General features: G+C 65.7%; 27 protein-coding genes. 15 read left to right on the top strand and 12 right to left on the bottom strand.

Annotated elements, in window-relative coordinates; genetic code table 11:
• The first annotated feature begins 79 nt into the window (after positions 1 to 79).
• Complete coding sequence (locus CVM73_RS22660) at positions 80 to 892, top strand: L,D-transpeptidase (RefSeq protein ID WP_100234080.1); 813 nt, start codon at positions 80 to 82, stop codon at positions 890 to 892.
• A 643-nt stretch (positions 893 to 1,535) separates the two neighbouring features.
• On the opposite strand, the gene CVM73_RS22655 is transcribed toward CVM73_RS22660, so the two are convergent.
• The 6 genes from CVM73_RS22655 to CVM73_RS22630 all read right to left on the bottom strand — a co-directional run bounded on the left by CVM73_RS22655 (position 1,536) and on the right by CVM73_RS22630 (position 7,677).
• Positions 1,536 to 2,366 carry a DUF2076 domain-containing protein gene (locus CVM73_RS22655; RefSeq protein ID WP_100234165.1) on the bottom strand — a complete coding sequence of 277 codons (831 nt, stop codon included), beginning with the start codon at positions 2,364 to 2,366 and terminating at the stop codon, positions 1,536 to 1,538.
• A gap of 126 nt (positions 2,367 to 2,492) precedes the next feature.
• On the bottom strand, positions 2,493 to 3,338 hold the full coding sequence (locus tag CVM73_RS22650; RefSeq protein ID WP_100234079.1) for a ChbG/HpnK family deacetylase: 846 nt from the start codon (positions 3,336 to 3,338) through the stop codon (positions 2,493 to 2,495).
• Positions 3,335 to 4,381: a glycosyltransferase family 2 protein gene (locus CVM73_RS22645; protein ID WP_100234078.1), complete on the bottom strand. Its 1,047-nt coding sequence runs from the start codon at positions 4,379 to 4,381 to the stop codon at positions 3,335 to 3,337. Before CVM73_RS22645 ends, CVM73_RS22650 begins: the two co-directional genes overlap by 4 nt.
• Positions 4,382 to 4,478: 97 nt before the next feature.
• Entirely contained in the window at positions 4,479 to 5,456 is a 978-nt protein-coding gene (gene hisG / locus CVM73_RS22640) for an ATP phosphoribosyltransferase (protein ID WP_100234077.1), read from the bottom strand.
• Between the two features lie 3 nt (positions 5,457 to 5,459).
• Positions 5,460 to 6,611: an ATP phosphoribosyltransferase regulatory subunit gene (locus CVM73_RS22635; RefSeq protein ID WP_100234076.1), complete on the bottom strand. Its 1,152-nt coding sequence runs from the start codon at positions 6,609 to 6,611 to the stop codon at positions 5,460 to 5,462.
• Positions 6,612 to 6,921: 310 nt separating this feature from the next.
• Entirely contained in the window at positions 6,922 to 7,677 is a 756-nt protein-coding gene (locus tag CVM73_RS22630) for a 16S rRNA (uracil(1498)-N(3))-methyltransferase (RefSeq protein ID WP_100234075.1), read from the bottom strand.
• A gap of 211 nt (positions 7,678 to 7,888) precedes the next feature.
• Here CVM73_RS22630 and CVM73_RS22625 point away from each other — a divergent pair, with 211 nt between their 5' ends.
• Together CVM73_RS22625 and ubiA are read left to right on the top strand one after the other, a co-directional pair.
• The gene (locus tag CVM73_RS22625; protein WP_100234074.1) at positions 7,889 to 8,563 is read left to right on the top strand and encodes a hypothetical protein; all 675 of its coding nucleotides are present in this window, start codon (positions 7,889 to 7,891) and stop codon (positions 8,561 to 8,563) included.
• On the top strand, positions 8,560 to 9,492 hold the full coding sequence (gene ubiA / locus CVM73_RS22620; RefSeq protein WP_100234073.1) for a 4-hydroxybenzoate octaprenyltransferase: 933 nt from the start codon (positions 8,560 to 8,562) through the stop codon (positions 9,490 to 9,492). The genes CVM73_RS22625 and ubiA overlap by 4 nt, the downstream gene beginning before the upstream one ends.
• A 96-nt stretch (positions 9,493 to 9,588) precedes the next feature.
• Here ubiA and CVM73_RS22615 read toward each other — a convergent pair whose 3' ends face one another.
• Entirely contained in the window at positions 9,589 to 10,107 is a 519-nt protein-coding gene (locus CVM73_RS22615) for a DUF6101 family protein (RefSeq protein WP_100234072.1), read from the bottom strand.
• 262 nt (positions 10,108 to 10,369) lie between these two features.
• On the opposite strand from CVM73_RS22615, the gene CVM73_RS22610 reads away from it, so the two are divergent.
• From CVM73_RS22610 to lpxK, 6 genes are all read left to right on the top strand, one after another.
• Positions 10,370 to 11,761 (top strand): TldD/PmbA family protein, encoded by a 1,392-nt coding sequence (locus CVM73_RS22610; RefSeq protein ID WP_167406993.1) that lies wholly within the window; start codon positions 10,370 to 10,372, stop codon positions 11,759 to 11,761.
• A complete protein-coding gene (locus CVM73_RS22605; RefSeq protein WP_100234070.1) occupies positions 11,748 to 12,566 on the top strand; it encodes a 3'(2'),5'-bisphosphate nucleotidase CysQ in 819 nt (272 codons plus the stop codon). Before CVM73_RS22610 ends, CVM73_RS22605 begins: the two co-directional genes overlap by 14 nt.
• A gap of 61 nt (positions 12,567 to 12,627) precedes the next feature.
• Positions 12,628 to 12,870, top strand: a complete 243-nt coding sequence (locus tag CVM73_RS22600) for a DUF4170 domain-containing protein (RefSeq protein WP_025033794.1) — start codon at positions 12,628 to 12,630, stop codon at positions 12,868 to 12,870.
• A complete protein-coding gene (locus tag CVM73_RS22595) occupies positions 12,867 to 13,580 on the top strand; it encodes a lysophospholipid acyltransferase family protein (RefSeq protein WP_100234069.1) in 714 nt (237 codons plus the stop codon). The genes CVM73_RS22600 and CVM73_RS22595 overlap by 4 nt, the downstream gene beginning before the upstream one ends.
• Entirely contained in the window at positions 13,543 to 14,889 is a 1,347-nt protein-coding gene (locus CVM73_RS22590) for a 3-deoxy-D-manno-octulosonic acid transferase (RefSeq protein ID WP_100234068.1), read from the top strand. Before CVM73_RS22595 ends, CVM73_RS22590 begins: the two co-directional genes overlap by 38 nt.
• A complete protein-coding gene (lpxK, locus tag CVM73_RS22585) occupies positions 14,882 to 15,898 on the top strand; it encodes a tetraacyldisaccharide 4'-kinase (protein ID WP_100234067.1) in 1,017 nt (338 codons plus the stop codon). Before CVM73_RS22590 ends, lpxK begins: the two co-directional genes overlap by 8 nt.
• Positions 15,899 to 16,218: 320 nt before the next feature.
• On the opposite strand, the gene CVM73_RS22580 is transcribed toward lpxK, so the two are convergent.
• Positions 16,219 to 16,404 (bottom strand): hypothetical protein, encoded by a 186-nt coding sequence (locus CVM73_RS22580; RefSeq protein ID WP_245452408.1) that lies wholly within the window; start codon positions 16,402 to 16,404, stop codon positions 16,219 to 16,221.
• A 526-nt stretch (positions 16,405 to 16,930) separates the two neighbouring features.
• Between CVM73_RS22580 and CVM73_RS22575 the strand changes: the two genes are divergently transcribed.
• Positions 16,931 to 17,242: a hypothetical protein gene (locus CVM73_RS22575; RefSeq protein WP_100234065.1), complete on the top strand. Its 312-nt coding sequence runs from the start codon at positions 16,931 to 16,933 to the stop codon at positions 17,240 to 17,242.
• Between the two features lie 16 nt (positions 17,243 to 17,258).
• Here the strand turns inward: CVM73_RS22575 and CVM73_RS22570 are convergent, their stop codons facing one another.
• Complete coding sequence (locus CVM73_RS22570) at positions 17,259 to 17,486, bottom strand: DUF2093 domain-containing protein (protein WP_014491939.1); 228 nt, start codon at positions 17,484 to 17,486, stop codon at positions 17,259 to 17,261.
• A gap of 194 nt (positions 17,487 to 17,680) precedes the next feature.
• Between CVM73_RS22570 and CVM73_RS22565 the strand changes: the two genes are divergently transcribed.
• Positions 17,681 to 18,505, top strand: a complete 825-nt coding sequence (locus CVM73_RS22565) for a dienelactone hydrolase family protein (protein ID WP_167406991.1) — start codon at positions 17,681 to 17,683, stop codon at positions 18,503 to 18,505.
• A gap of 153 nt (positions 18,506 to 18,658) precedes the next feature.
• Positions 18,659 to 18,943, top strand: a complete 285-nt coding sequence (locus tag CVM73_RS40450) for a hypothetical protein (RefSeq protein ID WP_167406990.1) — start codon at positions 18,659 to 18,661, stop codon at positions 18,941 to 18,943.
• A gap of 338 nt (positions 18,944 to 19,281) precedes the next feature.
• On the opposite strand, the gene xseA is transcribed toward CVM73_RS40450, so the two are convergent.
• Positions 19,282 to 20,904: an exodeoxyribonuclease VII large subunit gene (gene xseA / locus CVM73_RS22555; RefSeq protein WP_167407004.1), complete on the bottom strand. Its 1,623-nt coding sequence runs from the start codon at positions 20,902 to 20,904 to the stop codon at positions 19,282 to 19,284.
• A gap of 137 nt (positions 20,905 to 21,041) precedes the next feature.
• On the opposite strand from xseA, the gene CVM73_RS22550 reads away from it, so the two are divergent.
• The 3 genes from CVM73_RS22550 (at position 21,042) to CVM73_RS22540 (ending at position 23,184) form a co-directional block, all read left to right on the top strand.
• Positions 21,042 to 22,052, top strand: a complete 1,011-nt coding sequence (locus CVM73_RS22550) for an alpha/beta hydrolase (protein WP_100234062.1) — start codon at positions 21,042 to 21,044, stop codon at positions 22,050 to 22,052.
• Between the two features lie 273 nt (positions 22,053 to 22,325).
• Positions 22,326 to 22,880 carry a hypothetical protein gene (locus tag CVM73_RS22545; RefSeq protein WP_100234061.1) on the top strand — a complete coding sequence of 185 codons (555 nt, stop codon included), beginning with the start codon at positions 22,326 to 22,328 and terminating at the stop codon, positions 22,878 to 22,880.
• Between the two features lie 4 nt (positions 22,881 to 22,884).
• The gene (locus CVM73_RS22540; RefSeq protein WP_100234060.1) at positions 22,885 to 23,184 is read left to right on the top strand and encodes a winged helix-turn-helix domain-containing protein; all 300 of its coding nucleotides are present in this window, start codon (positions 22,885 to 22,887) and stop codon (positions 23,182 to 23,184) included.
• 102 nt (positions 23,185 to 23,286) lie between these two features.
• On the opposite strand, the gene CVM73_RS22535 is transcribed toward CVM73_RS22540, so the two are convergent.
• Both CVM73_RS22535 and CVM73_RS22530 read right to left on the bottom strand, forming a co-directional pair.
• Positions 23,287 to 23,580 carry a hypothetical protein gene (locus CVM73_RS22535; RefSeq protein WP_100234059.1) on the bottom strand — a complete coding sequence of 98 codons (294 nt, stop codon included), beginning with the start codon at positions 23,578 to 23,580 and terminating at the stop codon, positions 23,287 to 23,289.
• Positions 23,581 to 23,603: 23 nt separating this feature from the next.
• On the bottom strand, positions 23,604 to 24,296 hold the full coding sequence (locus tag CVM73_RS22530; protein WP_100234058.1) for a DUF4145 domain-containing protein: 693 nt from the start codon (positions 24,294 to 24,296) through the stop codon (positions 23,604 to 23,606).
• Between the last annotated feature and the right edge of the window lie 201 nt (positions 24,297 to 24,497).

Genomic DNA, 24,497 nt, shown 5'->3' with positions numbered 1-24,497 from the left:
ACCACGTCGCGGGGGCGCCGATCAGCCAGGCACCTTCCACCGCGCATGTGATCTAGACGAAACAGTACAGAGTACGTCGATGTTCAAGAAAATGTCTGTCGCGCTGCTCGGCAGCGCTTGCACCTTTATTGCCGGCGCGAACGACGCCAGCGCCTTCGACAACAGCGTGCCGAACGATCCGCCCGCGGTGCTCTACCAGCCGCGCGTGCCGCCGGCGCCGGTGCGCGTCGCTTCCAATTCCAACATGGGCGGCGGCTTCATCGAGTTTCTGTTCGGCGACGGTCCCGGTCGCGGTCCGGCCTACGCGCCGGAGCAGCCGGTGTATCAGCAGCAGCCCGCTTACTACGATCAGCGCCGCCTGCCGCCGATAGGCGAGCCGCAGATGCAAGGCGCAATTCAGCAAGGCGCGCTCCAGCAGGACGCGATCGATCCGCGGCAGCGTCCGTTCGATCCGAAATTCGAGAAACAGCTCGTTGACTATAACGGCAAGGAAAGTCCCGGCACCATCGTGGTCGATACGCCGAACAAGTTCCTCTATCTCGTCGAGGGCAACGGCAGGGCAATGCGCTACGGCATCGGCGTCGGCCGTCCCGGCTTCACCTGGTCCGGCGTGAAGTCGATCACCGCCAAGCGCGAATGGCCGGACTGGACGCCGCCGGCCGAGATGCTCGCGCGCCGGCCCGATTTGCCGCGGCACATGGAAGGCGGTCCTGAAAATCCACTCGGCGCTCGCGCGATGTATCTCGGCTCGACGCTCTATCGCATTCACGGCTCCAACGAGCCCTGGACCATCGGTACCAATGTCTCCTCCGGCTGCATCCGCATGCGCAACGAGGACGTCATCGATCTCTACGGCCGCGTCAATGTCGGGACCAAGGTCGTCGTGATGTAAAGCGTCATGCGCTCGATGGAGCGATCAACTCCGCGTGCCGCGCCGGCTCGGGATGTGCGGCATCGAAGGGGGTGCGTGCCGCCGCCGAGCGCTGCCTGGACGGTCTATGTCTGCTGACGGTGCCGCCTCGATCCGAGACGAGGCGCAACGGAGCGGCGACGACGAGTTGTTGAAGCCGAACGCGGTGCGCGAGCCGAGCGGTTCAACCGCCGCGCCGACAGCTCTGCCTTCCTGACGCGCTCGTGCAGTCCCTCCAGCTCGTACAATTCGGTGATGAGATGTGTTGTCACGTCGCTCAAGGTTGCGATGCGCTGCTGAAGTGGACTCATCTTAAGACCCCCGACTATAGCCAAGAGAGGCAGCCACGGCGTGTGGCAGGAGCAAGGTGTTCTTCCAGTTGAACACCCATGTCCGTATTTGGAAATCCGGGAGTCTACGGCTACGTGCGTCAGAGGGTGATTTCATCTCTCATGGTGAACTCAGGCGCATCGACTCAGTGCACTTCAACAACCGTGCGCATTAGTCATACTATATTCGAAAACTTTTCTGCGCGATGCGCAGTAGCAGTGAAGGTGCTTGAGCTGCGCTGCGAAAGACGACGGCCGCCGAGAGGCGGCCGCTTCGCATCTATCGGGCGAATTGCTTACGCGTAATCGCTGCCGCCGTCATCTCCGCCGTCGACATCGCTGTCGTCAGCCATGTCGAAGTTGTCGTCGCGATCGTCGCCGTAATTCTGGTCGTTGTTGTCGCGGTCATTCGACGCCTGGTCGAGGAAGCCCTGGCGGCTGTCCCGGTTCGAGCCGATGTCGTTCAGGCCCGCATCGCGCGCCAGCGAACCGCCGGACTGATCGCTACCGCCCCACGGGCTGCCGCCTGAACTGCCGCCACCGCGCTCCTCGATGATCGTGGTGTCGCCAAAAGCCTGCTGATGCGATCCACCCATCATGCCCCGGATGCTGGAGAGCAGCAGCGAGCCGCCGACGACGCCGGCCGCGGCCGCCGCCGCCGTGCCGAGGAACGAGCCGCCGCCACCGCCTACGGGCGGGGCACCATAACCTTGTCCCGGCCCTTGGCCGTAAGCCTGTCCATAAGGCGGCTGGCCGTAGCCCGGCTGCGTCTGCTGCATCGCCTGGCCGGTGTTCCAGACCGGTCGCTGCTCACGCGGCGGCACGTTCGGAACCGAGCCGCGCGAGGGACTCCCGCCGAACAGCGTGTCGCGCATGGTGTCGAGGAAGCCGCCGGACTGGGCGGGCTCGGGCGCTTGGGCGGCTTCCAGCTCCTGGATGCGATTATGAGCGCGCTTCAGCGCTTCGTCCTGCAACAGCGTGGTCTGCACGAGCGCATAGACTGCGCCGGGCGCCTTGCGCAGGCCGTCGGAAATCGCGGCGGTCGCATCGGGATCGCGCGGTGCATTTTCCAGCTTTGAAAGCCGGTCGAAAAGGTCGTCGACGAGCTGGCGTTCCTGCGGCGTCATGATCTGTCTCCTTCGCGCAAAACCAAGCGCGCAGGAGATGTAGGGTTCCATTGTGGCCCCAACAGTGCCGGCCGGATTAAATTTCCGTATGCGACAAGCTGCCTCCCGGCGCGCTTTTCGCCGGTTTCATCCCAGTGTCACGTTGCTATCCGCCAGCAGGCGCGCGAAGGCGTCGCCCGAGAGATAGGCGTGCTCGCGCTCGCGGACATCTGTCATCGGGTCGAGGCCGGCCAGGACCTCATCGACGAAGCCGGGATGGCACATCACGAGGCCGCCATCGGGGAGGCCTTCCAGGAATTGCCGCATCAGCGCGCCGAAATCGGCGGCGCGCGTAAAATCATAGGCGCCGGCGAAGGCGGGATTGAAGCTGAGGCCGGCGCTGGCGGCGCGGCGGCGGAATTGCGCGCTGAGGATATCGAGCACCATGGCTTTCGGTGAGGTAAGCCGCTGCGCCAGCGGCAGGTCGCGGCCGCACTGGCGCACCCAGGCCTGTGGCGCAGCGTCAGCGACCGCATCGACAAAGCCGTCGCGCACCTGCGGGTAGAGCTGCACATGCTGGTGGCCGTCGACGAAGTCAGGGGCGCGTCCGAACGCTTCGATGAAGGCGGCCAGCTGCGCCTTCACCTCGTTGCGGATGAATTCACGGTCAAGCCGCCGCATCAATCCGGCGCGCAGCAGTTTTGGAAACGGCATGAACATGTCGCCGTCCAGAGGACGGAAGTGCATGGTGAGGGGCCGGAACGGCGCCGACAGCGTCACATGCAATCCGATCGCGCAGCGCGGGCTTTGCTTTGCCGAAGCCTGAAGCGCCTCGACGTCGCCGCGCGCGATCGCCGGACCCACCATCATCACCGAAGTGGCGTTGAGGCGGCCGCGTTCGATCAGGTCGCGGATGGCGCGGTTGACGCCCGGGCTGATGCCGTAATCGTCGGCGCAGAGCCAGATCCGCCGCGGGCTCGCGGCGGTGCTCATTCGGCTGCCGTCCTGCTCGCGGCGTCGTCCGCCTTGCCGGCCTCGAAGTGCTTCTCGCTGTGCTCGGCGACGAAGTAGATCGGGCGCGCCTTCAGCTCGGACAGGATTTTTCCGATATATTCGCCGACGATGCCGATCATGATGAGCTGCACGCCGCCGATCGTCATCAGGCCGACCACGAGCGAGGGATAGCCGGGCACCTGCTTGCCGGTCGTGAACACTTCCCAGAGGATCGACAGGCCGAACAGGAAGGCACCTCCGGCGAGAATAACGCCGAGCAGGCTGGCGAAACGCAACGGCGCCACCGAGAACGAGGTCAGGCCCTCGATCGAGAGACCGAGCAGGCTTGCGGCGTTGAAGGTGGTGACGCCATGGGCGCGCGCCGCAGGCTCATAGTCGACGCGGATCTGGCGGAAGCCGATCCAGCTAGCGAGGCCTTTGAAGAAGCGGTTGCGTTCCGGCAGCTGCCTGAGCGCGGCGACCGCGCGCGGCGACAGCAGGCGGAAGTCGCCGGCGTCCTCCGGAATCTTCTGGCGTGCGCCCCAATTGATCAGCGCGTAGAAGCCGTGCACTGCGACCCGGCGCAAGAAGGGCTCGTTGTCGCGATGCGCCTTGGCGGTGTAGACGACGTCATAGCCGTCATCGATCCAGTGCCGCACCAGCTGTTCGATCAGCGCCGGCGGATGCTGGCCGTCGCCGTCCATGAACATGACGGCGCCGAGCCGGGCATGGTCGAGGCCCGCCATCAGCGCGGCCTCCTTGCCGAAATTGCGCGACAGCGACACCACCTGGACGTCGATTGCGTCGGCCGGCAGCGACCGGGCGATCGACAACGTCGCATCCGCGCTGCCGTCGTCGACATAAACGACCTCGCAACCGAGGCGGTAGCGCTGCCGCAACGTCTTGGCGAGATCGCAGATGCGCTCATGCAGGGCGGCGAGGCCGGCCGCCTCGTTGTAGACGGGAATGACGATCGACAGCCCTTTCGCTGCGGCGCTAGCTGCGGTGGTCGTCATGCCGGAAACGTCAGAGCCCAGCGTCATCGATCAAGGTTCCAGAGGCGTTTAGGTCTTCTCGACAGCATATGGTAGCTGCCGTTTGCTGTCGCTACGCTGAACGAACAGCTGAACAACTTTGGGCTCACCGTCCCAGGAACGCCTCGAGCTTGGCGAATAGCGGGTTCTCCCGGTCGAACACGTAGTCGAGCGAGACCACCGAGACGGTTTCGGCGCCATGCTCGCGCAGGAAGCTCGCCAGCGCATAGAGCTGCCCCGGTGGGCAGTGCAGCGTCAGCATGCCTGAGGAGGTTGGCGCGCCGAACGGTGCCTCGACACCGAAACGACTGTGGGCCTCGGTGAGCAAAGCCGCGTCGCATTGCCGGAAGCGGGTGCGGACCTCGCGGTACTTGTTGGCCCGCGCCCGCGCTGCGATGTGGTCGAGGATGACGCGCGCGGTCTCGCGCGCCTGCGGCGACCAGTCGGCCTCCTTGGATGCCACCAGATTGGCCTGGCTGCGCAGGATCACGCCGTCGTCCAGCACCCGCAGGCCATTGGCGGCGAGCGTCGCGCCGGTGGTGGTGATGTCGACGATCAGCTCGGCGCTGCCGGCCGCCGGCGCACCCTCGGTCGCACCTGCGCTTTCGACGATGCGGTAATCCGTGATGCCGTGGCTCTGGAAGAAGGCACGGGTGAGGTTGACGAACTTGGTCGCGACCCGCATCCGCATGTGATGCTGCTCGCGGAAGCCGGTGGTGACGTCGTCGAGATCGGCCATGGTGCGGACGTCGATCCAGGCCTGCGGCACCGCGACCACGACGTCGGCATAGCCGAAGCCGAGCCCTTCGATCAGCGACACGCGCTTGTCGGCATCCGCGATGGTCTCGCGCACCAGGTCTTCGCCGGTGACGCCGAGATGCGCGAAGCCGCGCGACAGTTGCGAGGCGATCTCGCTCGCCGAGAGATAGGCGACCTCGACATTGTCTAGGCCTGCGATGGTGCCGCGATAGTCGCGGGCGCCGCCGGCCTTCGACAGCTTGAGCCCGGCACGGGCGAAGAAGGCTTCCGTGTTCTCCTGCAGGCGGCCCTTGGAGGGAACGGCCAGAACGAATGGCGCGCTCATGACTTAAGCTCCCACCTTGCGGCCGATGCGGTTCAGCGCATCCACCCAGACCGAGAAGCCGACCGCGGGGATCGGCGCGGTCGAGCCGAGCTGGGTCATTAGCCTGTCATAGCGGCCGCCGGCGACCAGCGGCTCGGCGCCGTTGCCCCTGTGATGAAGCTCGAATTCGAAGCCGGTATAATAATCGAGGCCGCGCCCGAACGCAGTCGAGAAGCGCGTCTGCTTCACGTCAATGCCGCGCGCGGCCATGAAGCCGACCCGGCTCTCGAATTGGTCGATCGCAGAGGCGAGATCGAGCTTCGCGTCGGTCGTGAGTGCGCGCAGCTCGGCGATGGCATCGTCGGGATTGCCTGATATCGACAGGAAGCGCTTCAGCACGGCGATCGCCTCGCGCGGCAGCGCGCCGCCCTTCAGCGTCGATTGCTCGAGGAAGCGGTCGGCGATCTCGGCCGTGGTGCGCCCGCCGACATGGGTGGTGCCGGCGATCGACATCAGATCAGTGACGAAGGCGAGCGCCGCCTTGCGGTCGGAGCCGGCCAGCGCCGCCAGCACGCCCTCATATTCGCTGCGCGTCGCGGTGGCCGCGGCCGCCAGCCGCTCCAGATCCTGCTCGAAGCTGATCTTGCGGTTGAAATCCTTGACCAGGCGGCGGCGCCAGACCGGATAGAGGTTGAGTGCGTCGAGCAGGGCATTGAACAGCGCGACATCGCCGGTGCGGATCTCGACGTCGCGGACGCCGAAGGCGGCCGTCGCCTCAAGCGCCAGCGCCAGCATCTCGGCGTCAGCCGCGGCGCGGTCCTGTCGGCCGAATGATTCGATGCCGGCTTGCAGGAATTCACTGGCCCGGCCGCTGCGGTAGCGGAACACCGGACCCAGATAACTGAACCCGGCTGGTTGACCGGCCCGGCTAGATGCGAGGTAGTCGCGGGCGACGGGAATGGTCAGGTCCGGACGCAGGCACAGCTCCTCGCCGGAGAGGTCCGTGGTCAGGTACAGGCTCTTGCGGATGTCCTCGCCGGACAGGTCCAGAAATGGCTCGGCCGGTTGCAGGATCGCCGGCTCGGCCCTGACATAGCCGGCCTGCGCGAACGACAAGAGCAGCGTATCCGCCCAGGCGGCGGAGCCGGCAGCATTTGAGGTGGCAGTCGCGGTCATAACAGGGTCCATGGTCCCGGTGGAACCGGGCAGGGCAAGGGGAGGCACGGGAATTGCCGCAGCCCTTAGCATGGCCCGACAGCGGTTTCGACCTCCAAAGGATCAATCGCTTAACGGGCGGGCAATAGGTCCACGAAACCGGTGTTCTCCCTCTCCCGCTTGCGGGGGACGGCCGGGGTGGGGGTGTCTCCGCAACGGACACTCCCAATGAGGAGAGAGCCCCCACCCGGCGCTTCGCGCCGACCTCCCCCGCAAGCGGGAGAGGTTGGGAGCCCGTGGCGCGACCGCTTCGACTCAGCTCGATCTGTCTCTAGGCAGACTTGCCACCCCAATCGCCCAGCACCGCCTGCACCAGCGCCAGTGCGGCGACAGCGGCCGTGTCCGCCCGCATGATGCGGGGGCCGAGCGCCAGCCGCAGGATCCTGGGCTGCCGCAGCAGCAGCGCCCGTTCTTCCTCGGCAAAACCGCCTTCGGGGCCGATCAGCACGTCGATACCGTGTCCGGCCTCGCGCGCGCCTTGCAGGCCCTGAACGGGGCCTAGGACCTCCGCCGCCTCATCGCAGAAGATCAGCAACCGGCCCGCGGCGCGCTGGCTCAGAAAGCGCTCCAGCGGCACCGGCTCAGCCACGGTGGCAATGCTGAGGATGCCGCATTGCTCGGCTGCCTCGACCACATTGGCGCGCATCCGCTCGGTGTTGACCCGGGAGGCCTGGGTGAACCGGGTCAGGACCGGCTGCAGGCTGGCGGCGCCCATCTCGATGGCCTTCTGCACCATGTAGTCCAGCCGGGCATGCTTGAGAGGGGCGAAGACGTAGGTGAGGTCGGGTAGTCGGTCCTGCGGCCGCGTCTGCTGGAGGATCACAAGGCCATCCGGCCGCTTGCGGCCCTCGATGGCGGCGTGCCACTCGCCATCGCGCCCGTTAAAGGCCAGGACCTCGGCCCCGGCGGCCAGCCGCAGCACGTTGCCCAGATAATTGCTCTGGTCGCGGTCGAGCGGCACCCTGGCATCTTGGGTGAGGGGGGCGTCGACGAACAGGCGAGGGGCGCGAAAATCGTGGGAGGGCATCGTTCGAGGGTCCGATTTGCCGCCGTTCTTAACCGAAACAAGTACTTTTGGGGGTAAATATCGCCGAATTGGTGCGTCTCCGCGCCGCGCTCTTGCCCTATTCGACGGGTTGTTAAGGGCCGGCGGGAATCGTAAAAACGCTAACACGCTGGTTGCGCTTCAATTGGGAAGACGCCGAACCCCGTAAGCTCCTGCCGGAGAGACTGCCTTCATGATCCGTCATCTGATGGTTCCGATCACTGCCGCCATGGTCGCCACCCTGGTCGCCTTGGGTGCCGCGGGCGCTTATGCGCAGAGCGCCTTCCCGGCACCGTTGCCAAACCAGGCCGCGAGCAGCTCCGCCTTTCCGCCCGTGAACGGCTCGGCGCCCGTCGCCTCCGTCGGCACGGCGCCGCAATCGTCCTTTCCCGTGAACGGCGCCGCGCCGATCGGCGGCGCCGGTGCTTTCAGCGCCGCTCCGCCGACGCAAGCCGGTCCCGGCGAGGACTGCATGAAGGCCTTCATGCCGCTGCGCGAAGAGGCCGAGAAGCGCGGCAAGCTGATCAAGGCTGCGAGCGACCGTCATGCACCGCCGGACGAGGCCTGTAAGCTGATCCGCAATTTCAGCCAGGCTGAGACCAAGATGCTCAAATACATCGAGGCCAACGCCGCCAAATGCGGAATTCCGCCGCAGGTCGGCGCGCAGATGAAGGACGGCCACAAGAACACCGAGGCCATGACGGCGAAGGTCTGCAACGTTGCGCAGCAGATGCAGCAGCAACAGGCGCGTCCGGCCGGTCCCTCGCTGAGCGAGGTGCTGGGGTCGGGCTCGGCGCCGGAAGCCAATGCCGGCAAGAAGGGTGGCAGCACCTTCGACACGCTCAACGGCAACGTCCTGACCCGATGAGCGACTCATCCGCCCGCGTTGCCGATTCCACTGGCAACTGGGTCGATACGCTCGCGCCGCTTTGGGCGCGACCCTATTTGCGCCTGTCCCGCTTCGACCGTCCGATCGGCTCCTGGCTTCTGTTGATGCCGTGCTGGTGGTCGGCGGCGCTGGCCGCCGGCATGGCGCACGACGTTCGCGGCCTGCCGCTCACCATCGTGCTGTTCTTCATCGGCGCCTTCGTGATGCGCGGCGCCGGCTGCACCTGGAATGACATCACCGACCGCGATCTCGACGACAAGGTCGAGCGTACGCGCTCGCGGCCGCTGCCGTCAGGGCAGGTGACCACCAAGCAGGCGCTGGTCTTCATGGTCGCGCAGGCGCTGATCGGTCTCGTGGTGCTGCTGCAATTCAACCGCTTCGCGATTGCGACCGGCATCGCCTCGCTCGTGATCGTCGCGATCTATCCCTTCATGAAGCGCATCACCTGGTGGCCGCAGATCGTGCTCGGGCTTGCCTTCTCCTGGGGCGCCTTGATGGGATTTGCCGTCACCTTCGGACGCATCGACGTCACCGCGCTCGTGCTCTATGCCGGCGCGATTTCCTGGGTGATCGGCTATGACACGATCTACGCGCATCAGGACGCCGAGGACGACGCGCTGATCGGCATCAAGTCGACCGCGCGCCTGTTCGGCGCGCATACGCGCCAGGCGCTGGTCCTGTTCTACGGGCTCGCGGTGATGCTGATCGGCGTTGCGCTGGCCTCGGGCGAAGCGCGCTGGCCGGCCTGGCTCGGGCTTGCCGCCTTCGCCGCGCATCTGGCCTCGCAGATCGTGCGCTTGAGGATCGAGAATCCTGACCTCTGCAAGCGTCTGTTCTATTCGAACAAGTACGCGGGGGCGTTATTGTTTGCGGGATTGCTCGCGGACGCCGTGATGCGGGCGGCGTAGCTCTCGGGTGGGCAAAGCGTAGCGTGCCCACCATTTGCTTCCTCGGCGTTGATGGTGGGCACGGCGCTTTGCGCCTTTGCCCACCCGGCACCTCGCCTAGCTCCGCGCGATGATCTCGCGCTCGCCGCGATGAACGGGCAGCTCGCGCGCGATGCCGGTGCGACGGCGCATCAAGAATTTCGGACGGCGGGCGCGGATCGCGTTGGCGCGGCGACGGCGGACTGCGGGCTTGCGGGCGCCCTCGTCGAGCTGCGGCAGCGCGAAGATCTCGCTCCAGATCGCCCAGGCTTGCGCGATCTCGTCCGCATCGGCGCCGACCAGCAGCGGAATGGACAACGAGGGATCGCGATGCACGAGGACGAGCGTCTGCGCTTCGTCGTTGCCGCGCAACGCGACGCCGGTGAAGTCGGCAACGCGCACGTTGATCGCCATCTGCATGCCGCGGACGGCACGGCGCAGCACGACACGCTCGCGATGAAGCTCGATCTGCCTGACATGTCCGTCGGCGCGCGGATCGTGCGCATCGAAGCGGACCGGAAGGGAAAGAGGGTCGAGCCGCAAGGAGCGGCTCGACCCGGCGGGGTTGGCCCCGCATGTTGCTGTTTGACGCCTCACGGCTTAGTTCTCCCCGCCGGGATTATGTTCCCGGTCGATGCGAAGACCTTAGCGCGCGCCGTTCCGAAACCGCTTAAAAAGCCTGGTTAACCCACCGTCACTGCTGCTCATGATTGACAAGACCTTGGCGCGCATGATTGACGAGACGTTGCGCCGACGTCGCGAATCTGAGCTTTTGCGGGCTGAAAATGCTTGAAGTCCGCGCTCTCAGGGCACATCTGTGGGTTCCGGTCCCGAACCCCGCCCCAACAGGATTTCGTTCGTGAACTCTTCACCAAGCTCGACGCTTTCGCCTAAAGCCAATCGCGACCTGTTCGACCAGTCCGCGCTTTCCGATCTCGCGCAGCGGCTGGTCGAGGCGGCCAGGCGTGCCGGCGCGGATGCGGCCGATGCGGTCGCGGTGCGCGGCGTCTCGCAGGGCGTCGAGGTCCGCGACGGCCGTGTCGAGGAATCCGAGCGGTCCGAGGGCGACGATGTCGGCCTGCGCGTGCTGGTCGGCCAGCGCCAGGCGGTGGTCTCGACCAACGATGTCAGCGGCGATGCCGTCACCAAGCTCGCCGAACGCGCGGTGGCGATGGCGCGTGTCGCACCCGACGACAAATATGTCGGTCTCGCCGATCCCGCGCTGCTTGCGCGCGACTTCCCCGATCTCGACCTGCTCGATCCCGACGTGCCCGCGACTGCCGAGCTCGAGCGCCGCGCGCTCGCGGCCGAAGCTGCCGCGCTCGGCGTGAAGGGCGTGACCAAGTCCGGCGGCGCGTCGGCTTCCGCCGGCATCGGCGGCATGGTGCTCGTCACCTCGACCGGCTTCCACGGCTCTTACCTCCGCTCCAGCCAGGGCATCTCCGCCACCGCCATATCGGGCGAAGGCACCAGCATGGAGCGCGACTACGACTTCACCTCGGCGCCGCACGGCGCCGATCTGTTGTCGCCGGAAGCGGTCGGCCGTTCCGCCGGCGAGCGCACCGTGGCGCGCTACAATCCGCGCAAGGTCGAGACCTGCAAGGTGCCGGTCGTGTTCGATCCGCGCGTCGCCGGCTCCCTGGTCGGCCATCTCGTCGGCGCCATCAACGGCGCCTCGATCGCGCGCAAGACCAGCTTTTTGAAAGACAAGCTCGGCCAGCAGCTGTTCGCGAAAAACATTCGCATCATCGACGATCCCTTGCGCAAGCGCGGCCTGCGCTCGCAGACGTTTGACGCCGAAGGCGTCGCGGTGAAGAAAACCGCGCTGGTCGACGAAGGCGTGCTGACGACCTGGCTGCTCGACTGCGCCACCGCGCGGGAGCTCGGCCTCACCACGACCGGCCACGCCCATCGCGGCGTTTCCTCCTCGCCCTCGCCCGGTCCGTACAATCTGCATCTCGAGCCCGGCACGCCGACGCCGGCCGAATTGATCGCCGACATCAGCCAAGGCTTCTACGTCACCGACCTGATCGGCTCCGGCGTCAACGGCGTCACCGGCGATTACAGCCGCGGCGCCTCCGGCTTCTGGATCGAGAACGGCGAGATCACCTATCCCGTCAGCGAAGTGACGATCGCCGGCCATCTGTTCGAGATCTTCAAGTCGATGCAGCCCGCGAACAATCTCGAGTTCCGCTACGGCATCAATGCGCCGACGGTGCGCATCGAGGGTTTGACGCTTGGCGGACGTTGACGCGCACGCACTGGACGAAACCATCCTGATCCGCGACGCGGCGCTGCTGAAGGACACGGTGCGGGACGCCGGCGCGCTGGCGCAGTCGATGTTCCGGACCGAGCTCAAGAAATGGACCAAGGGCGCGTCCTCGCCGGTGTCGGAGGCCGACATCGCCGTCAACGACCTGCTCGAAGCGCGCCTGCGCGCTGCCACCCCCGACTATGGCTGGCTGTCCGAGGAGAGCGCCGACGATGCGGCGCGGCTGTCGCGGCGGCTGACCTGGATCGTCGATCCCATCGACGGCACGCGCAACTATCTCGGTGGCCATGACGAATGGTGCGTCAGCGTCGCGCTGGTGGAGGACGCCTCGCCGGTGCTGGCCGCGGTGTTCGCGCCGGCGAGCGACGAGTTCTTCTTCGCAGTGCGCGGCCAGGGCACGACGCTCAACGACACGCCGGTGCGGGCAACGCCCGGATCCGAGCTCGACTTCGCCCGCGTCGCCGGCCCGAAGCCGCTGGTCGAGCGGCTGAAGCCGTCACTTGGCGAGATCAAGCTGCATCGGCGAATCGGCTCGCTGGCGCTGCGGCTGTGCCGGGTCGCCCATGGCGCGCTGGATGCGGCTTTTGCGGGGGGCAATAGCCATGATTGGGACCTTGCGGCAGCCGATTTGATCGTGCAGGAAGCGGATGGTAGGATGAGCGACCTCTCCGGAGAACCCATCCTCTATAACCGCCGGGAAGTGGCGCACGGGGTGCTGGTGGCAGCGGGACGCGATCGTCATGCGGGCATTGTCGCGCATTTTCGCAACCGTCCCTTAGCCTAAAGCGCTTTCGTCGTGCTTCTCGAACACTGCTTTGCCGGGCAGCCCGTTAGGAACAGAACTCATGCCAGATAGTGCCCCGCAACAACTGCTTCACCTCGTCATCGGTGGCGAGCTCGTCGATCTCAAGGGCAACACCTTCAAGAATCTCGACGACGTCGAGATCGTTGGCCTCTATCCGAACTATGCGGCCGCCCATGCGGCCTGGCGGGCCAAGGCGCAGAGCACGGTCGACAACGCGCAGATGCGCTACTTCATCGTCCACCTGCATCGGCTGCTCGATCCGAATCAAGAACCGGCGCGTTGAAAAAACTGCTTCGCAATACGCTGCGAAGCAGCTTCGTTCAGCGTGCCGTCGGGGTCCTGGCGGCCGAATATCTGCGTCTGGTCTGGCGGACCAACAAATTCGCGTTCGATCCGCCTGATGTCTATGAGCGCGTCGAGCCGCAGATCCCCGCCATCTTCGCCTTCTGGCACGGCCAGCATTTCCTCACGCCCTTCATCAAGAACAAGGACTGGTACAAGGCCAGGGTGCTGATCTCCCGGCATCGCGACGGCGAGTTCAACGCCATCGCCGCCGAGCGGCTCGGCATTGGCACGATCAGAGGTTCCGGCGACCACGGCGGCGCGTTTCACCGCAAAGGTGGCGTCGGCGCCTTCAAGGAAATGGTGCGGACGCTCCAGGACGGTTGTAATGTCGCGCTGACCGCCGATGTCCCCAAGCGCTCGCGCGTGGCAGGGCTCGGCATCATCATGCTGGCACGGGAGTCGGGACGGCCGATCATGCCTTTCGCGATGGCGACCAGCCGCTTCGTCCGGCTCAAGAACTGGGACCGCACCACCATCAATTTGCCATTCGGGCGGGGCGCATTGGTCGGCATCAAGGAAATCCACGTTCCGCCGGATGCCGACGCCGCCATGATGGAAGCGTTGCGGCAGGAGCTGGAGGAGACGCTGAACGAGGCGACCCGGCGCGCCTATGCGCAGCTCGGCCGCCCGGGACCGGAAGATGCCTAAATCGCTGCCCATTGCGCTGCCGATCACGCTGCGGATGTACCGGCGCCTGGCCTCCGGCCTGGTGCCGCTTGCGCCTGCGCTGATCAAGCGGCGGCTGAAGCAGGGCAAGGAAGACCCCGCTCGGGTCGGCGAACGGCGCGGCCTGTCCCGCGACGTGCGGCCGCACGGCCCGCTGGTCTGGATCCACGGCGCCAGCGTCGGCGAGGTGCTGGCCGCGGCGGCGCTGATCGCGCGCCTGCGCGATCTCAATCTGCGCATCCTGCTCACTTCGGGCACCGTCACCTCGGCTGCGGTGGTGGCAAAGCGCTTTCCGCCCGACGTCATCCATCAATACGTGCCGTATGACTCGCCGCGCTATGTCGCGCGCTTCCTCGATCACTGGAAGCCATCGCTGGCGCTGTTCATCGAATCCGATTTATGGCCGAACCTGATCCTCGCCGGCGCGGCGCGCCGGGTGCCGATGGTGCTGATCAACGGGCGGATGTCGCCGCGCTCCTTCCCGCGCTGGCGGCGCATGCATGGCACCATCTCGGCGCTGCTGTCGCGGTTCGACATTTGCCTCGCGCAGTCGAAGATTGATGCCGAGCGTTTCTCCGCGCTCGGCGGCCGCGACGTCGTCACCACGGGCAATCTCAAGCTCGACGTGCCGGCGCCGCCGGCCGACCCCGGCAAGCTCGAACGGCTGATGGCGATGACGCGCGGGCGTCCGATCATCGTCGCGGCCTCGACCCATCCGGGCGAGGACGAGATGCTGATCGCGGCGCATCGCAGCCTCGTCGGTTTCTTCCCGCAGCTTCTCACCGTGATCGTGCCGCGCCATCCGGATCGCGGCTCCTCGATCGCAGGCCTGGTCATGGCGTCCGGCCTGAAGCCGGCACTGCGCTCGCGCGAGGAGCTGCCGATGGCGACGACCGACGTCTATGTTGCCGACACCATGGGCGAGCTCGGCTTGTTCTATCGTCTCTCGCCGATTGTGTTCATGGGCGGATCGCTGATCCACCATGGCGGCCAGAATCCGATCGAAGCGATCAAGCTTGGTGCCGCGATCGTCCATGGTCCGCACGTCTTCAATTTCGCCGACGTCTATGAGGCGCTCGATGCAAGCGGCGGGGCGCGGCAGGCCGACACGCAGGAAGCGTTGGTCAAGCAGCTCGGGCGGCTTCTGGCCGAGCCGACGGTGCGCGACAAGATGCAACGTGCAGCCTCAAGCGTGGTCGAGCAGCTTGGCGGTGCGCTCGATCGCACCATGGTCGCGCTCGAGCCGTATCTGTTGCAGTTGCGGATCGAGATGGGGGCCGCCAATGCGTGAGCCGGCCTTCTGGTACCGGCCACGTTCTCCGCTTTCGCACGTCCTTTGTCCCCTGGGTGCGCTCTACGGCGCGATCACCGCACGGCGCATGCTGCGCAAGGGCGTGGACGCCGGCATCCCCGTGATCTGCGTCGGCAATTACCATGTCGGCGGCGCCGGCAAGACGCCGACCGTGCTGGCGTTGACCAAGCTGTTGCGCGAGCTCGGCGAGACGCCGGTGGTGCTCAGCCGCGGCTATGGCGGGCGCCTGAAGGGCCCGGTGATGGTCGACCGCGCAAGCCACATTGCGGCCGACGTCGGCGACGAGCCCCTGATGATGGCGCGCGACGTCCCGGTCGCCGTCGCGCGCGACCGCCTCGACGGCGTCGCGCTGGCGAAATCGCAGGGCGCCACCGTAATCCTGATGGATGACGGTTTCCAGAATCCTGGTCTGCTCAAGGACGCCTCGCTGATCGTGATCGACAGCGAGCGCGGCCTCGGCAACGGCAAGGTGTTTCCCGCCGGCCCCCTGCGCGCGCCGCTGAATGCACAGCTCGCGCGCACCGACGCGCTGGTGCTGATCGGCGATGGCCGTGCCGCCAACGATGTCGCGGCCGAGCTTGCCAAGCGCGACAAGCCAGAGCTGCGCGCGCGCCTGAAGCCGGTTGCTGCATCGCTCGCGCAGCTGCTCGGCAAGCGGGTCTTCGCCTTCGCGGGCATCGGCGATCCCGGCCGCTTCTTCCGCACTCTGCGTGCGAGCGGCATCGAGGTCGCGCGCGCGCGCGCCTTCGCCGACCACCACGTGTTTTCGCAAGACGAGATCGCAGCGCTCGCAGCGGATGCGCAGCGCGAGCAGCTCACGCTGGTGACGACGGAGAAGGACCTTGCACGCCTGCGCGGCCGCGAAGGCGTGCCTGATGGCATCGTGCCGTTCGCCGTTCAGCTCGAGTTCGACGAGCCGGCAAAGCTGCGGCAACTGATCAGCTATCATCTGTACAAGGCGCGCGAGCGGCGGTTTTCCAGGCGATGATCGCGTAGTTAGCTCTGCGACCGGGCGAAGCGCAGTCGCAGAGTGTAACCCACCCTACTGAGATCCGGATCCAAAGCGCAGCCGCCGCAGTCGGACGACGCAGCGGCTGCGCTCATGTCAAAATCAGAAATCATGTCTGCAACGAGGTGACGGGTCATGCTTACCACGCCCCGACGGCCATCAATCCGACAATGGTGAGGCACGACATGCAGGCCACGATGACAGTGTAGCATTCGGGTGTATTCATTGCTGCCTCCCAAACTGTTGCCAATTGCTTGGTCACTGCTACGCGGGAGTGATCGTTCGGTCTTGGGGCCGCTTCAATTCGGCATGCCGTGACCGGTCTTGCGGTGTGCGTCCGTTCTCTCATCGTCACCCTGCTTCGCAGCATAATGATCCGCTTCGAGAGTTTCGAAGCGCTCAGCTGCGATCAGAAGCTGCTTGCGCATTTCAGCGAGACGGGCGCGGCAATATTCACGATAGAGCAGGTCGAAAATGGCGGGCATGATCACCCCCATCGCTAGATTGTCGATTTACAGATATTCCACCGCGAATTTTCAAGGTGACGGTAGCCCGTCAGATGGCTCTTCGATATGAGCCCGTTCACAGACCGCGCCAATTCCAACGCTCGATGGCTGTTTGGTTGACCTGATCGTCTGTGCGATAAAAAGAACAGGGCCAATGACCTAACATGCACTATAGCAGCCCTTTGTTTCACCAAGACTTCGTCAAACAACTTAAGGGCGCCGAACCGCAACAAAGAATCCAACCACAGCGCGAAATGAATAACCACGGAGTGCACGCACTGTTCGATGCAACGCGGAGCGGCACGACGGAGCTCATTTCGGCCGTGAGGCTGGCAGATCACGCGTGCGAACATCGTCGAGGCGCGACACATCCATCACATGCTTCGTCCAGACGCTGCGCCGCTCGTGCTGTTGCGGTTGAGTTTGGTCGGTCCTGCAGGAGCCTGTCATTCAGGCGACATTCATCGCAGGACCCCTATTCACTTCAGACGATCAGGAGAATTCGATGAAACTGCCGACCGCAGCCGCCGCCAGCCTTGTGTGTCTGATCATTGCGCCCGCGCTGGCACAAACGACGCCGTCCGCAGCTCCAACTGCGACGGTGCCCGTCCCCGCGACCAAGCGCGTGACGTGTCTCGCCACGACGCAAAGCCTGAAAGGGCAGGACAAGCGCGATCAGCTACAGCTCTGCATGGCGCAGGCGCGGGTGGATTGCCTGAAGCAGGCGATTGATCAGAAGGTCGTCGGCGAGAGCAGGAAGGCCTTCATCAAGACCTGCGTGGGCACGGATGGCGCAGATGGCGCTGAACAACAATAGGCGCGCGGGCGCGGCCTCACGGCTGCGGCTTCAGTGCTCCGGGAAAGTGCCGCTGCAGCACCGCGGCGGGCGTGGCGTAGGCCTCCTGCAAATCCACGCTCCAGTACTTCAGCTCGTCGAGCGGGATTCGCGTATCGGTGATCGCGCAGCGTACGAAGGTCCCCGGCGAGATCACGCGGAAATCGCCATCGAGATATTGCACCTGCGCTTCGCCATGGCCCGAGGGGCCGAACTTGTTCAGCACGGTCGAAAGTCTCCGCGGAAGGCCTCTCCATGGAAAACCTGGGAGGGCACGATGTGTCGGACGGAATGTAGCATAGATAGGGTGGCTTGTCCGCCCGTTAAACCCACCGGTTTGTGATGTTTTGCCGCCGTTTCCGCGTGACAGTGCTTCAGCTGAAGGGTTGCTGGTTCCGGCGCCTCCTGCGGCAGAGCCCGATGCGCCTTCGACTGACCGCCCTGTTCCTGACGCTGCTGATGTCGGCCGCGCACGCCGCGCCGGCACCCCAGCCGGTCGAGATTCCGCTCGCGTCCGGGGTCCTCCACGCGCAGCTCTACAAGCCCGAGGGCGCAGGCCCGTTTCCGGCCGTGATCGCGCTGCATGGCTGCGGCGGCCTCGGTGGCCATTCCGATCCGGTGCTGCCGCGCTATCGCGAGTGGGCCGAGCGCCTGCTCAGGGGCGGCCATGCCGTGCTGCTGCCCGACAGCTACGGCACGCGCGAGCTCGGGGCGCAATGCCGGGTCAGGGAGATGCATGTCAAGGCGCGGCGCGAACGCGTCGGCGATATCGCGGCCTCACGTGCCTGGCTGATGAAGCAGGCCTGGGTGGCGCGCGACCGCGTCAGCCTCATCGGCTGGGCGAACGGTGCGAGCGCGCTGCTCTGGGCCGTGCGCCCGCAGAGCGCGGCGCGCGATCTCAGCCCGGATTTCCGCGCCGCGATCGCGTTCTATCCGGATTGCCGGATCTCCGCCGGGCTGGGCTGGAGCACGCGGGTGCCGACGCTGGTGCTGATCGGCGCCGATGACGACGTGGCCTCGCCGCCGGCCTGCCGTCAGATGGTGGACGGCGCGCGCGGCCGCAGCGCACTCGCGCGCATCGTGGTTTATCCCGGCGCCGATCACGATTTCGACCGCGCCAACATGCCGCTGCACGCAGCTGCCGGCAGCAGCGACGCCGCCGCGCCCGAGCGCGATCATTTGGGCACGGACGCCGAGGCGCGCGCAGCCTCGCAGAAGGACGTCGCGCAGTGGCTGTCGCGGTGACGAAGGTCCGGTCGCCCGGATGAGCCAACGGGTCGGCGCGAAGCGCCGCCCGATGACAGGCTCCGCGACATCCGGGAAGACTATTCCCCGCATATCGCTGCGCTCATGCGGGCTACGCAGTCAGCCCAAGCGGGGCCGCCCGAGGAACAACGTTTGGCGGACAGCCCCGCATCGACCACCGCCCTGCACGGAGTATGGCCGACCGTGAATCTACGGATCGCGAAGGGCCGCGGTTTCAGCAGATGGTGGCGCCATCATTCGACCACGATGTCGATTCAACGCAATCTCATGCGTAACCGCATCACCCTCTTCGCCTCCGCACTGATCGTCTTCACCGTCGCGATCCTCCTGTTCGAAGCCCACGCCGGCACCCCACAGCGCGCGCCGGAACATTGTGGCTTCTGGACCACGATCGACGCGGGATTGTCCTGCCGGTAGGGCGCGCTGCCTGCACGTTCGTCATTGCGAGCCACCGGGTCCGCGCGAAGCGCGGCCCGATGACAGGCTCCGCGAAGCAATCCAGAATCTTTCCGCGGAGGGATTCTGGATTGCTTCGTCGCAAGAGCTCCTCGCAATGACGGGGTTGGGAGCGCTCGTCCCACACACTCGCTGTCATCGCCCGGCTTGACCGGGCGATCCAGTACTCCGAGGCGTTCGTGATTCCCCGAGAAGCTGCGGCGTACTGGATTCCCCGCTGGAGCCTGTCATCGGGCTCGCCGAAGGCGAGACCCGGTGGCGGGGAATGACACTGAGGGTGGAATGCCGTTCGCCCCGCCTCAGAACAAGCTGCCCTGATCCACCGGCTTGGCCACGCGCTTCGGCGCGGGCTTTGTTTCCTGCGTGGCCGGCTTGGCTTGCGCCGGCGCACGCTTTGCCGCGGGGGGCGGGCGATCCGCATCCGCCGTCGCGCCGACGCGGCCATCGGCGAACTCGATCTCGACGCGTGCGCCGGGACCGATCGACTCCGCCGCATGCAGGGGATGGCCGGCCTCATCGCGCACCAGCGCAAAGCCGCGCGCGAGCACGCTGCGATAGGACAGCGCGGAGAGCAGCTTGCCGCTGTTCTCGACACGCGCCTCTAACCGTTGCAGCAGCGTGACGAGCGCGCGGCTGGCCCGCTCGGCCAGACGATGCGTGCGCTCGCGCTGGCGGGCGATCGCGTTGCGCTGCGCCTGCGCATTCGAAAGTTTCGAGGCGCGCAGGCGCACCTCCAGCCCGGCAAAGCGGTCGCGCCGCTGCCGCAGCAATGAGCGCGCGGACAGGCCAAGCCGCTCGCCGCACACGGTGAGGCGGTGATCGGCCTGCGCGATCTGGCCGTGCAGCACCCGCAGCGTCAGCTTGGCGCTGGCGGCGGTGAACCTGCGGAAATGCGCGTGCGTGTTGGCCTTGAGGCAGCGGGGCAGGGAGGCTCCGGCGGAATCCAGCCGCTGCCGCGGGATCGCCAGCAGATCGCCGGCTGCCGGCAGCGCGCGCGCGGCGGCGCGCAGCTCGCTGCGGCGGCTCTCCTGGGCACGTTGCCAATAGGCGCGGGTGCGGCGGGCGAGATCGGCGACCTCGACGAAGAGGTCGCTGCGCACCGGCACCGCCATCTCCGCCGCCGCGGTCGGCGTCGGCGCGCGCTTGTCGGCGACGAAATCGATCAGCGTGATGTCGGTCTCGTGCCCGACCGCCGAGATCAGCGGGATCATGCTCTCGGCCGCCGCGCGCACCACGATCTCCTCGTTGAACGACCAGAGATCCTCCAGCGAGCCGCCGCCGCGCGCGACGATCAAGACGTCGGGCCGCGGAATCCTGCCGCCCTCCGGCAGCGCGTTGAAGCCGCGGATCGCGGCCGCGACCTGCTCGGCCGAGCCTTCGCCCTGCACCTTGACCGGCCACACCAGCACGCGGCGGGGGAAGCGGTCCTCCAGCCGATGCAGGATGTCGCGAATGACGGCGCCGGTCGGCGAGGTGACGACGCCGATCACCTCCGGCAGCCAGGGCAGGAGCTGCTTGCGCGCCTCGTCGAACAGGCCTTCGGCGGCGAGCTTCTTCTTGCGCTCCTCCATCAGCGCCATCAGCGCGCCGATGCCGGCGGGCTCCAGCGCCTCGATCACGATCTGGTATTTCGAGGAGCCCGGATAGGTCGTGAGCTTGCCGGTGGCGATGACCTCGAGCCCCTCCTGGGGCTTGAAGCGCATGCGGGAGTGCACGCCCTTCCAGATCACCGCCTCGATCTTGGCGCTCTCGTCCTTGAGCGCGAAATAGCAATGGCCGGAGGAGTGCGGCCCGCGAAAGCCGGAAATCTCGCCGCGGACGCGGACATGGCCGAAGGCGTCCTCGACCGTCCGTTTCAGGGACAGCGAGAGCTCGGAGACGGTGAATTCAGGCGCGTTGAGCAGTGGTTCCGCAGGCGGCATCGGCAAACGATTCGGCATTTTGGGGTCGAGCCCGACGTTAAGGATTTTCGCGCCGCGGCGCCAATCGGGGGATCTCTCGGAAGAGAACTCTGTAATATAGAGTACTCTATTGTTGATGAGTTTTGAGGAGTTGGGCCATGGCGATCCGGTTGCTGCGCGGCGTTTTGAACGGGCTGAAATGGCTCCTGTGTGCGGTCGGCGGCGTCGCGCTGATCCTGGGTGCCATGATCGCAACGCCACTGGAGCGGCCACCCGAGATGCGATCGGTCTTGGATTCCGCCAAGGGCATCGACTGGTCCACGCTGCCGCCGCTCGAGCGCTTTCAGGCCCGCGACGGCACCTGGATCGGTTATCGCCATTATGGGCCGAACGGCCCGGAGACAGGTCGCGGCGCGATCTTCATCCATGGCTCTTCCGGTTCCAGCGGCACCGTCAATCACGCGCTGACCCATGCGATCGCCGCGCGCGGGGTGGAGACCTGGGCGCTGGACGTCCGCGGCCATGGCGGCTCGGGCACGCGCGGCGACATCGGCTATGTCGGCCAGCTCGAGGATGACCTCATCGACTTCGTCGCTCATGTCCGCAAGAGCGCGCCCGATCTGCCCCTGACCCTGATCGGCCATTCCGCCGGCGCCGGCTTCTCGCTGTGCGTCGCCGCGACACCGATCATGCAGGACATGTTCGTCCGCACCGTGCTGCTCGCGCCCTATCTCGGCTATGACGCGCCGACCAACCGGCCGAGCAACGGCGGATGGGTCAGCGCCGATATTCCGCGCTTCCTGGGACTCACCGCGCTGCGCAAGCTTGGGATCGACTGCTGTGCGCAGCTTCCGGTGCTCGCCTTCGCGGTGCCGGTGAATTCGGCGAAGTACCTCACCTCGACCTATTCCGACCGCCTGATGCGCAACTTTGCGACGCGCGGCTATCGGCTCGATCTGCCGGCAACGACACGGCCGATCACGATCATCGCCGGCGCCGACGACGAGATGATGATCTCGGACAAATATGCGGAAGCCGTGCAGGCGATCAAACCTTCGGTCGACGTCAAGATCATTGACGGCGTCAACCACATGGGCCTCGTCACCAATCCGAAGGCGATCTCGGTGATCGCCGAAGACGTGGCAACGCGAGGCGCAGGCCAGTCATGATGCGACGCGCTGACGGCAACGCAATCGCAGATGGAAGCGGCATCCCCGCGGCCATCCTTCGAGACGCCCGCCTGCGGCGGGCCCTCAGGATGAGGACCGAGCTTGCGGCAGTCGCCTCAATGAGCACTGGTGCCACTGAGCCTCATCCAAGGGCAAAGCTGCCACTGAGCCTCATCCTGAGGAGACCGCGAAGCGGTCGTCTCGAAGGACGAGGCGCTCGCTCAGGTCCCACCGCGAGTCATGTGCGATAACCCCGGGCATAAAGAGGACGACATGATCGACAGCAGACAGGCCGCCGCCGCGCTGGCCGATATCGACGACATCGTCCAGCGCGTGAGGCAATCGCAGCTGTATGAGCTCGCAAGCCTCGCAGCGGTCTGGTGGGGCGTGCTGGTATTCGTAGCCAACGTCGTGACCTGGCTCTGGCCGATCTACGCGGTCTACGCCTGGGTCGCCGCGGATGCCCTGGGCATCGGCGGTCTGGTCGTGCTCCGCGTGATGAATCCGCCGCAACATCCCGGCGGTGCCGCCGCTAGCGTTAGGCTGCTCCTGGTATTCGTGTTGTTCTTCGCCTTCGGCTATCTCTGCACCAATGTGATCGGCCATTTCGGCCCGCGCCAGTTGGGCACATTCTGGCCGCTCTATTTCATGCTGTTCTATACGCTGGCGGGCCTGTGGTTCGGCTACGCCTTCGTGGCGATTGGCCTCGGCATCTCTGCGCTGACGCTGTTCGGCTTCTTCTACATCGGCGAAGCCTTCCCGCTCTGGATGGCCTTCGTGAACGGCGGCGGCCTGATCCTCGGCGGCCTCTGGATGCGGCGGATCTAGCGGGATGGCCGAGCTCGACGACATCATCCACCAGCCGTTGCGCCTCAAGATCATGGCGGCGTTGAACGCACTGCCCGCGACTTCAGGCTTGGAGTTCTCGCGCCTGAAGAAACTCACCGGCGCCACCGACGGCAATCTCGGCGCGCATATCGAGACCCTGGCCAAGGCGGGTTATGTCTCAGTAGAGAAAGCCTTCGTCGGCAAGAAGCCGCAAACGACCGTCACCGCCACCGCGGCGGGCCGCGGTGCCTTCGCCCGGCACGTGGCGACCTTGCAGGAGATTATTGCGGGCAAGCAGAGCTAATCCCATAGGCAAGGCCGGTACAGTTAGGTGGGGACCTCGATTTCACGGCTCAACTCCTCCCTGCCGATTGCTGCGCGCGCTAAGCGAAAATTGTCCTACCGGTTAGTCTTGCGCACTGGGGAAGAGCTCGGCCTTCTTGGCAGCTTCCTCAGCAGCGATTTCTCGGCGCGCCTTGATCTCGTAGTGCAGCCAAACAAGAAACACGCCTGCGGCAATCAGTTCTACAGCCAAGCCCTCGGCCGATTGCGCTCCAGCGAACAAAAGCCAACCAGCGCCGATGGCCACAACTATTACGAGGCCAATCGCAGCGAGCCAAAGAGCGCCTTGGATAAGGGCAGGTAGCAGCGCCAAAAAAAGTACAGCAAGTACAATCCCGCCTGCAATTTCGATCAGCATTTTCCCATTCCCAGCCGACCGGATCAGGTCGCCTTACGAGCCTGAAGGCGCGCGATGAGCCCCTTGAGCTGATAAAGCGCCTTTACGATTTCCTTGGCGAGCTCAATTGAATCCTGCGCTTCATCAGCGCCGATGTTGTCATAGGCCTTCGCCTCGATGTGGGCCGCATCGTTGCCGAGGGCCTTGAGTTCGTTCATTGCTTCAAATAGCGGCTCGGGAAGGATGATTGCAGTCTTTAGCGATACAAGACGCTGATGAAGATTCGTCCCCGCCGCTTTGTTCTCGTCGCAGATTTCTTCAAGAAGCCTACGGACCATCATCGCGGCGGCCCTATATGCGCCCGCACCATGGCACGCGACAGCCTCCTTCAGCGTCTGTTGGAGGCGTGGCGAGAGCCCATCGGGATTGAAGTCCAACAATTGTGGGGGCTCAATTTCGACCGGTCCGTTATCGTCTTCTATGATGAATACCAGCCCTCGGCACTTTACGTTGGGGCATATTCTGATGCTCGCGTAGTAGGTCGAGGTACTCGTATTGGGACCGAACTTCCCCCTTTTCGAATATGATCTTGGGTTGCCGACTGGATTGAAGGACCCCAGCTCGCGGCAGTGCGGGCAGCGAATGGAGAGAGCGTTGCGGCCCACCTCCTGCGAGACACCCAATTCGGCCCGGAAAACATTGGGCTCATCGGGCACAAACGTGGGGGGAGAGTTCATCAAGCACCCTTCGGTTTAGTCGGGCCAAGATGCTACCCGAGATTCGGCGCAGGTAAGAGCCATACAAAACGGAATCCCGTGGATTCCGGAGCGTCGCCAACCGCTCTGCGCATGGCGCGGCCCGATGGATTCCGGGCTCGCGGCTTCGCCGCGCCCCGGAATGACGGGGGGACCCATCCCCCTTGAGCCCCACCCCGATTC

Origin of the sequence: Bradyrhizobium forestalis, from assembly GCF_002795245.1 — a bacterium.
Taxonomy (GTDB): Bacteria; Pseudomonadota; Alphaproteobacteria; order Rhizobiales; family Xanthobacteraceae; genus Bradyrhizobium; species Bradyrhizobium forestalis.
Note: the sequence above shows the minus strand (reverse complement) of the source record. Positions and strands in the feature narration are given on the sequence as shown.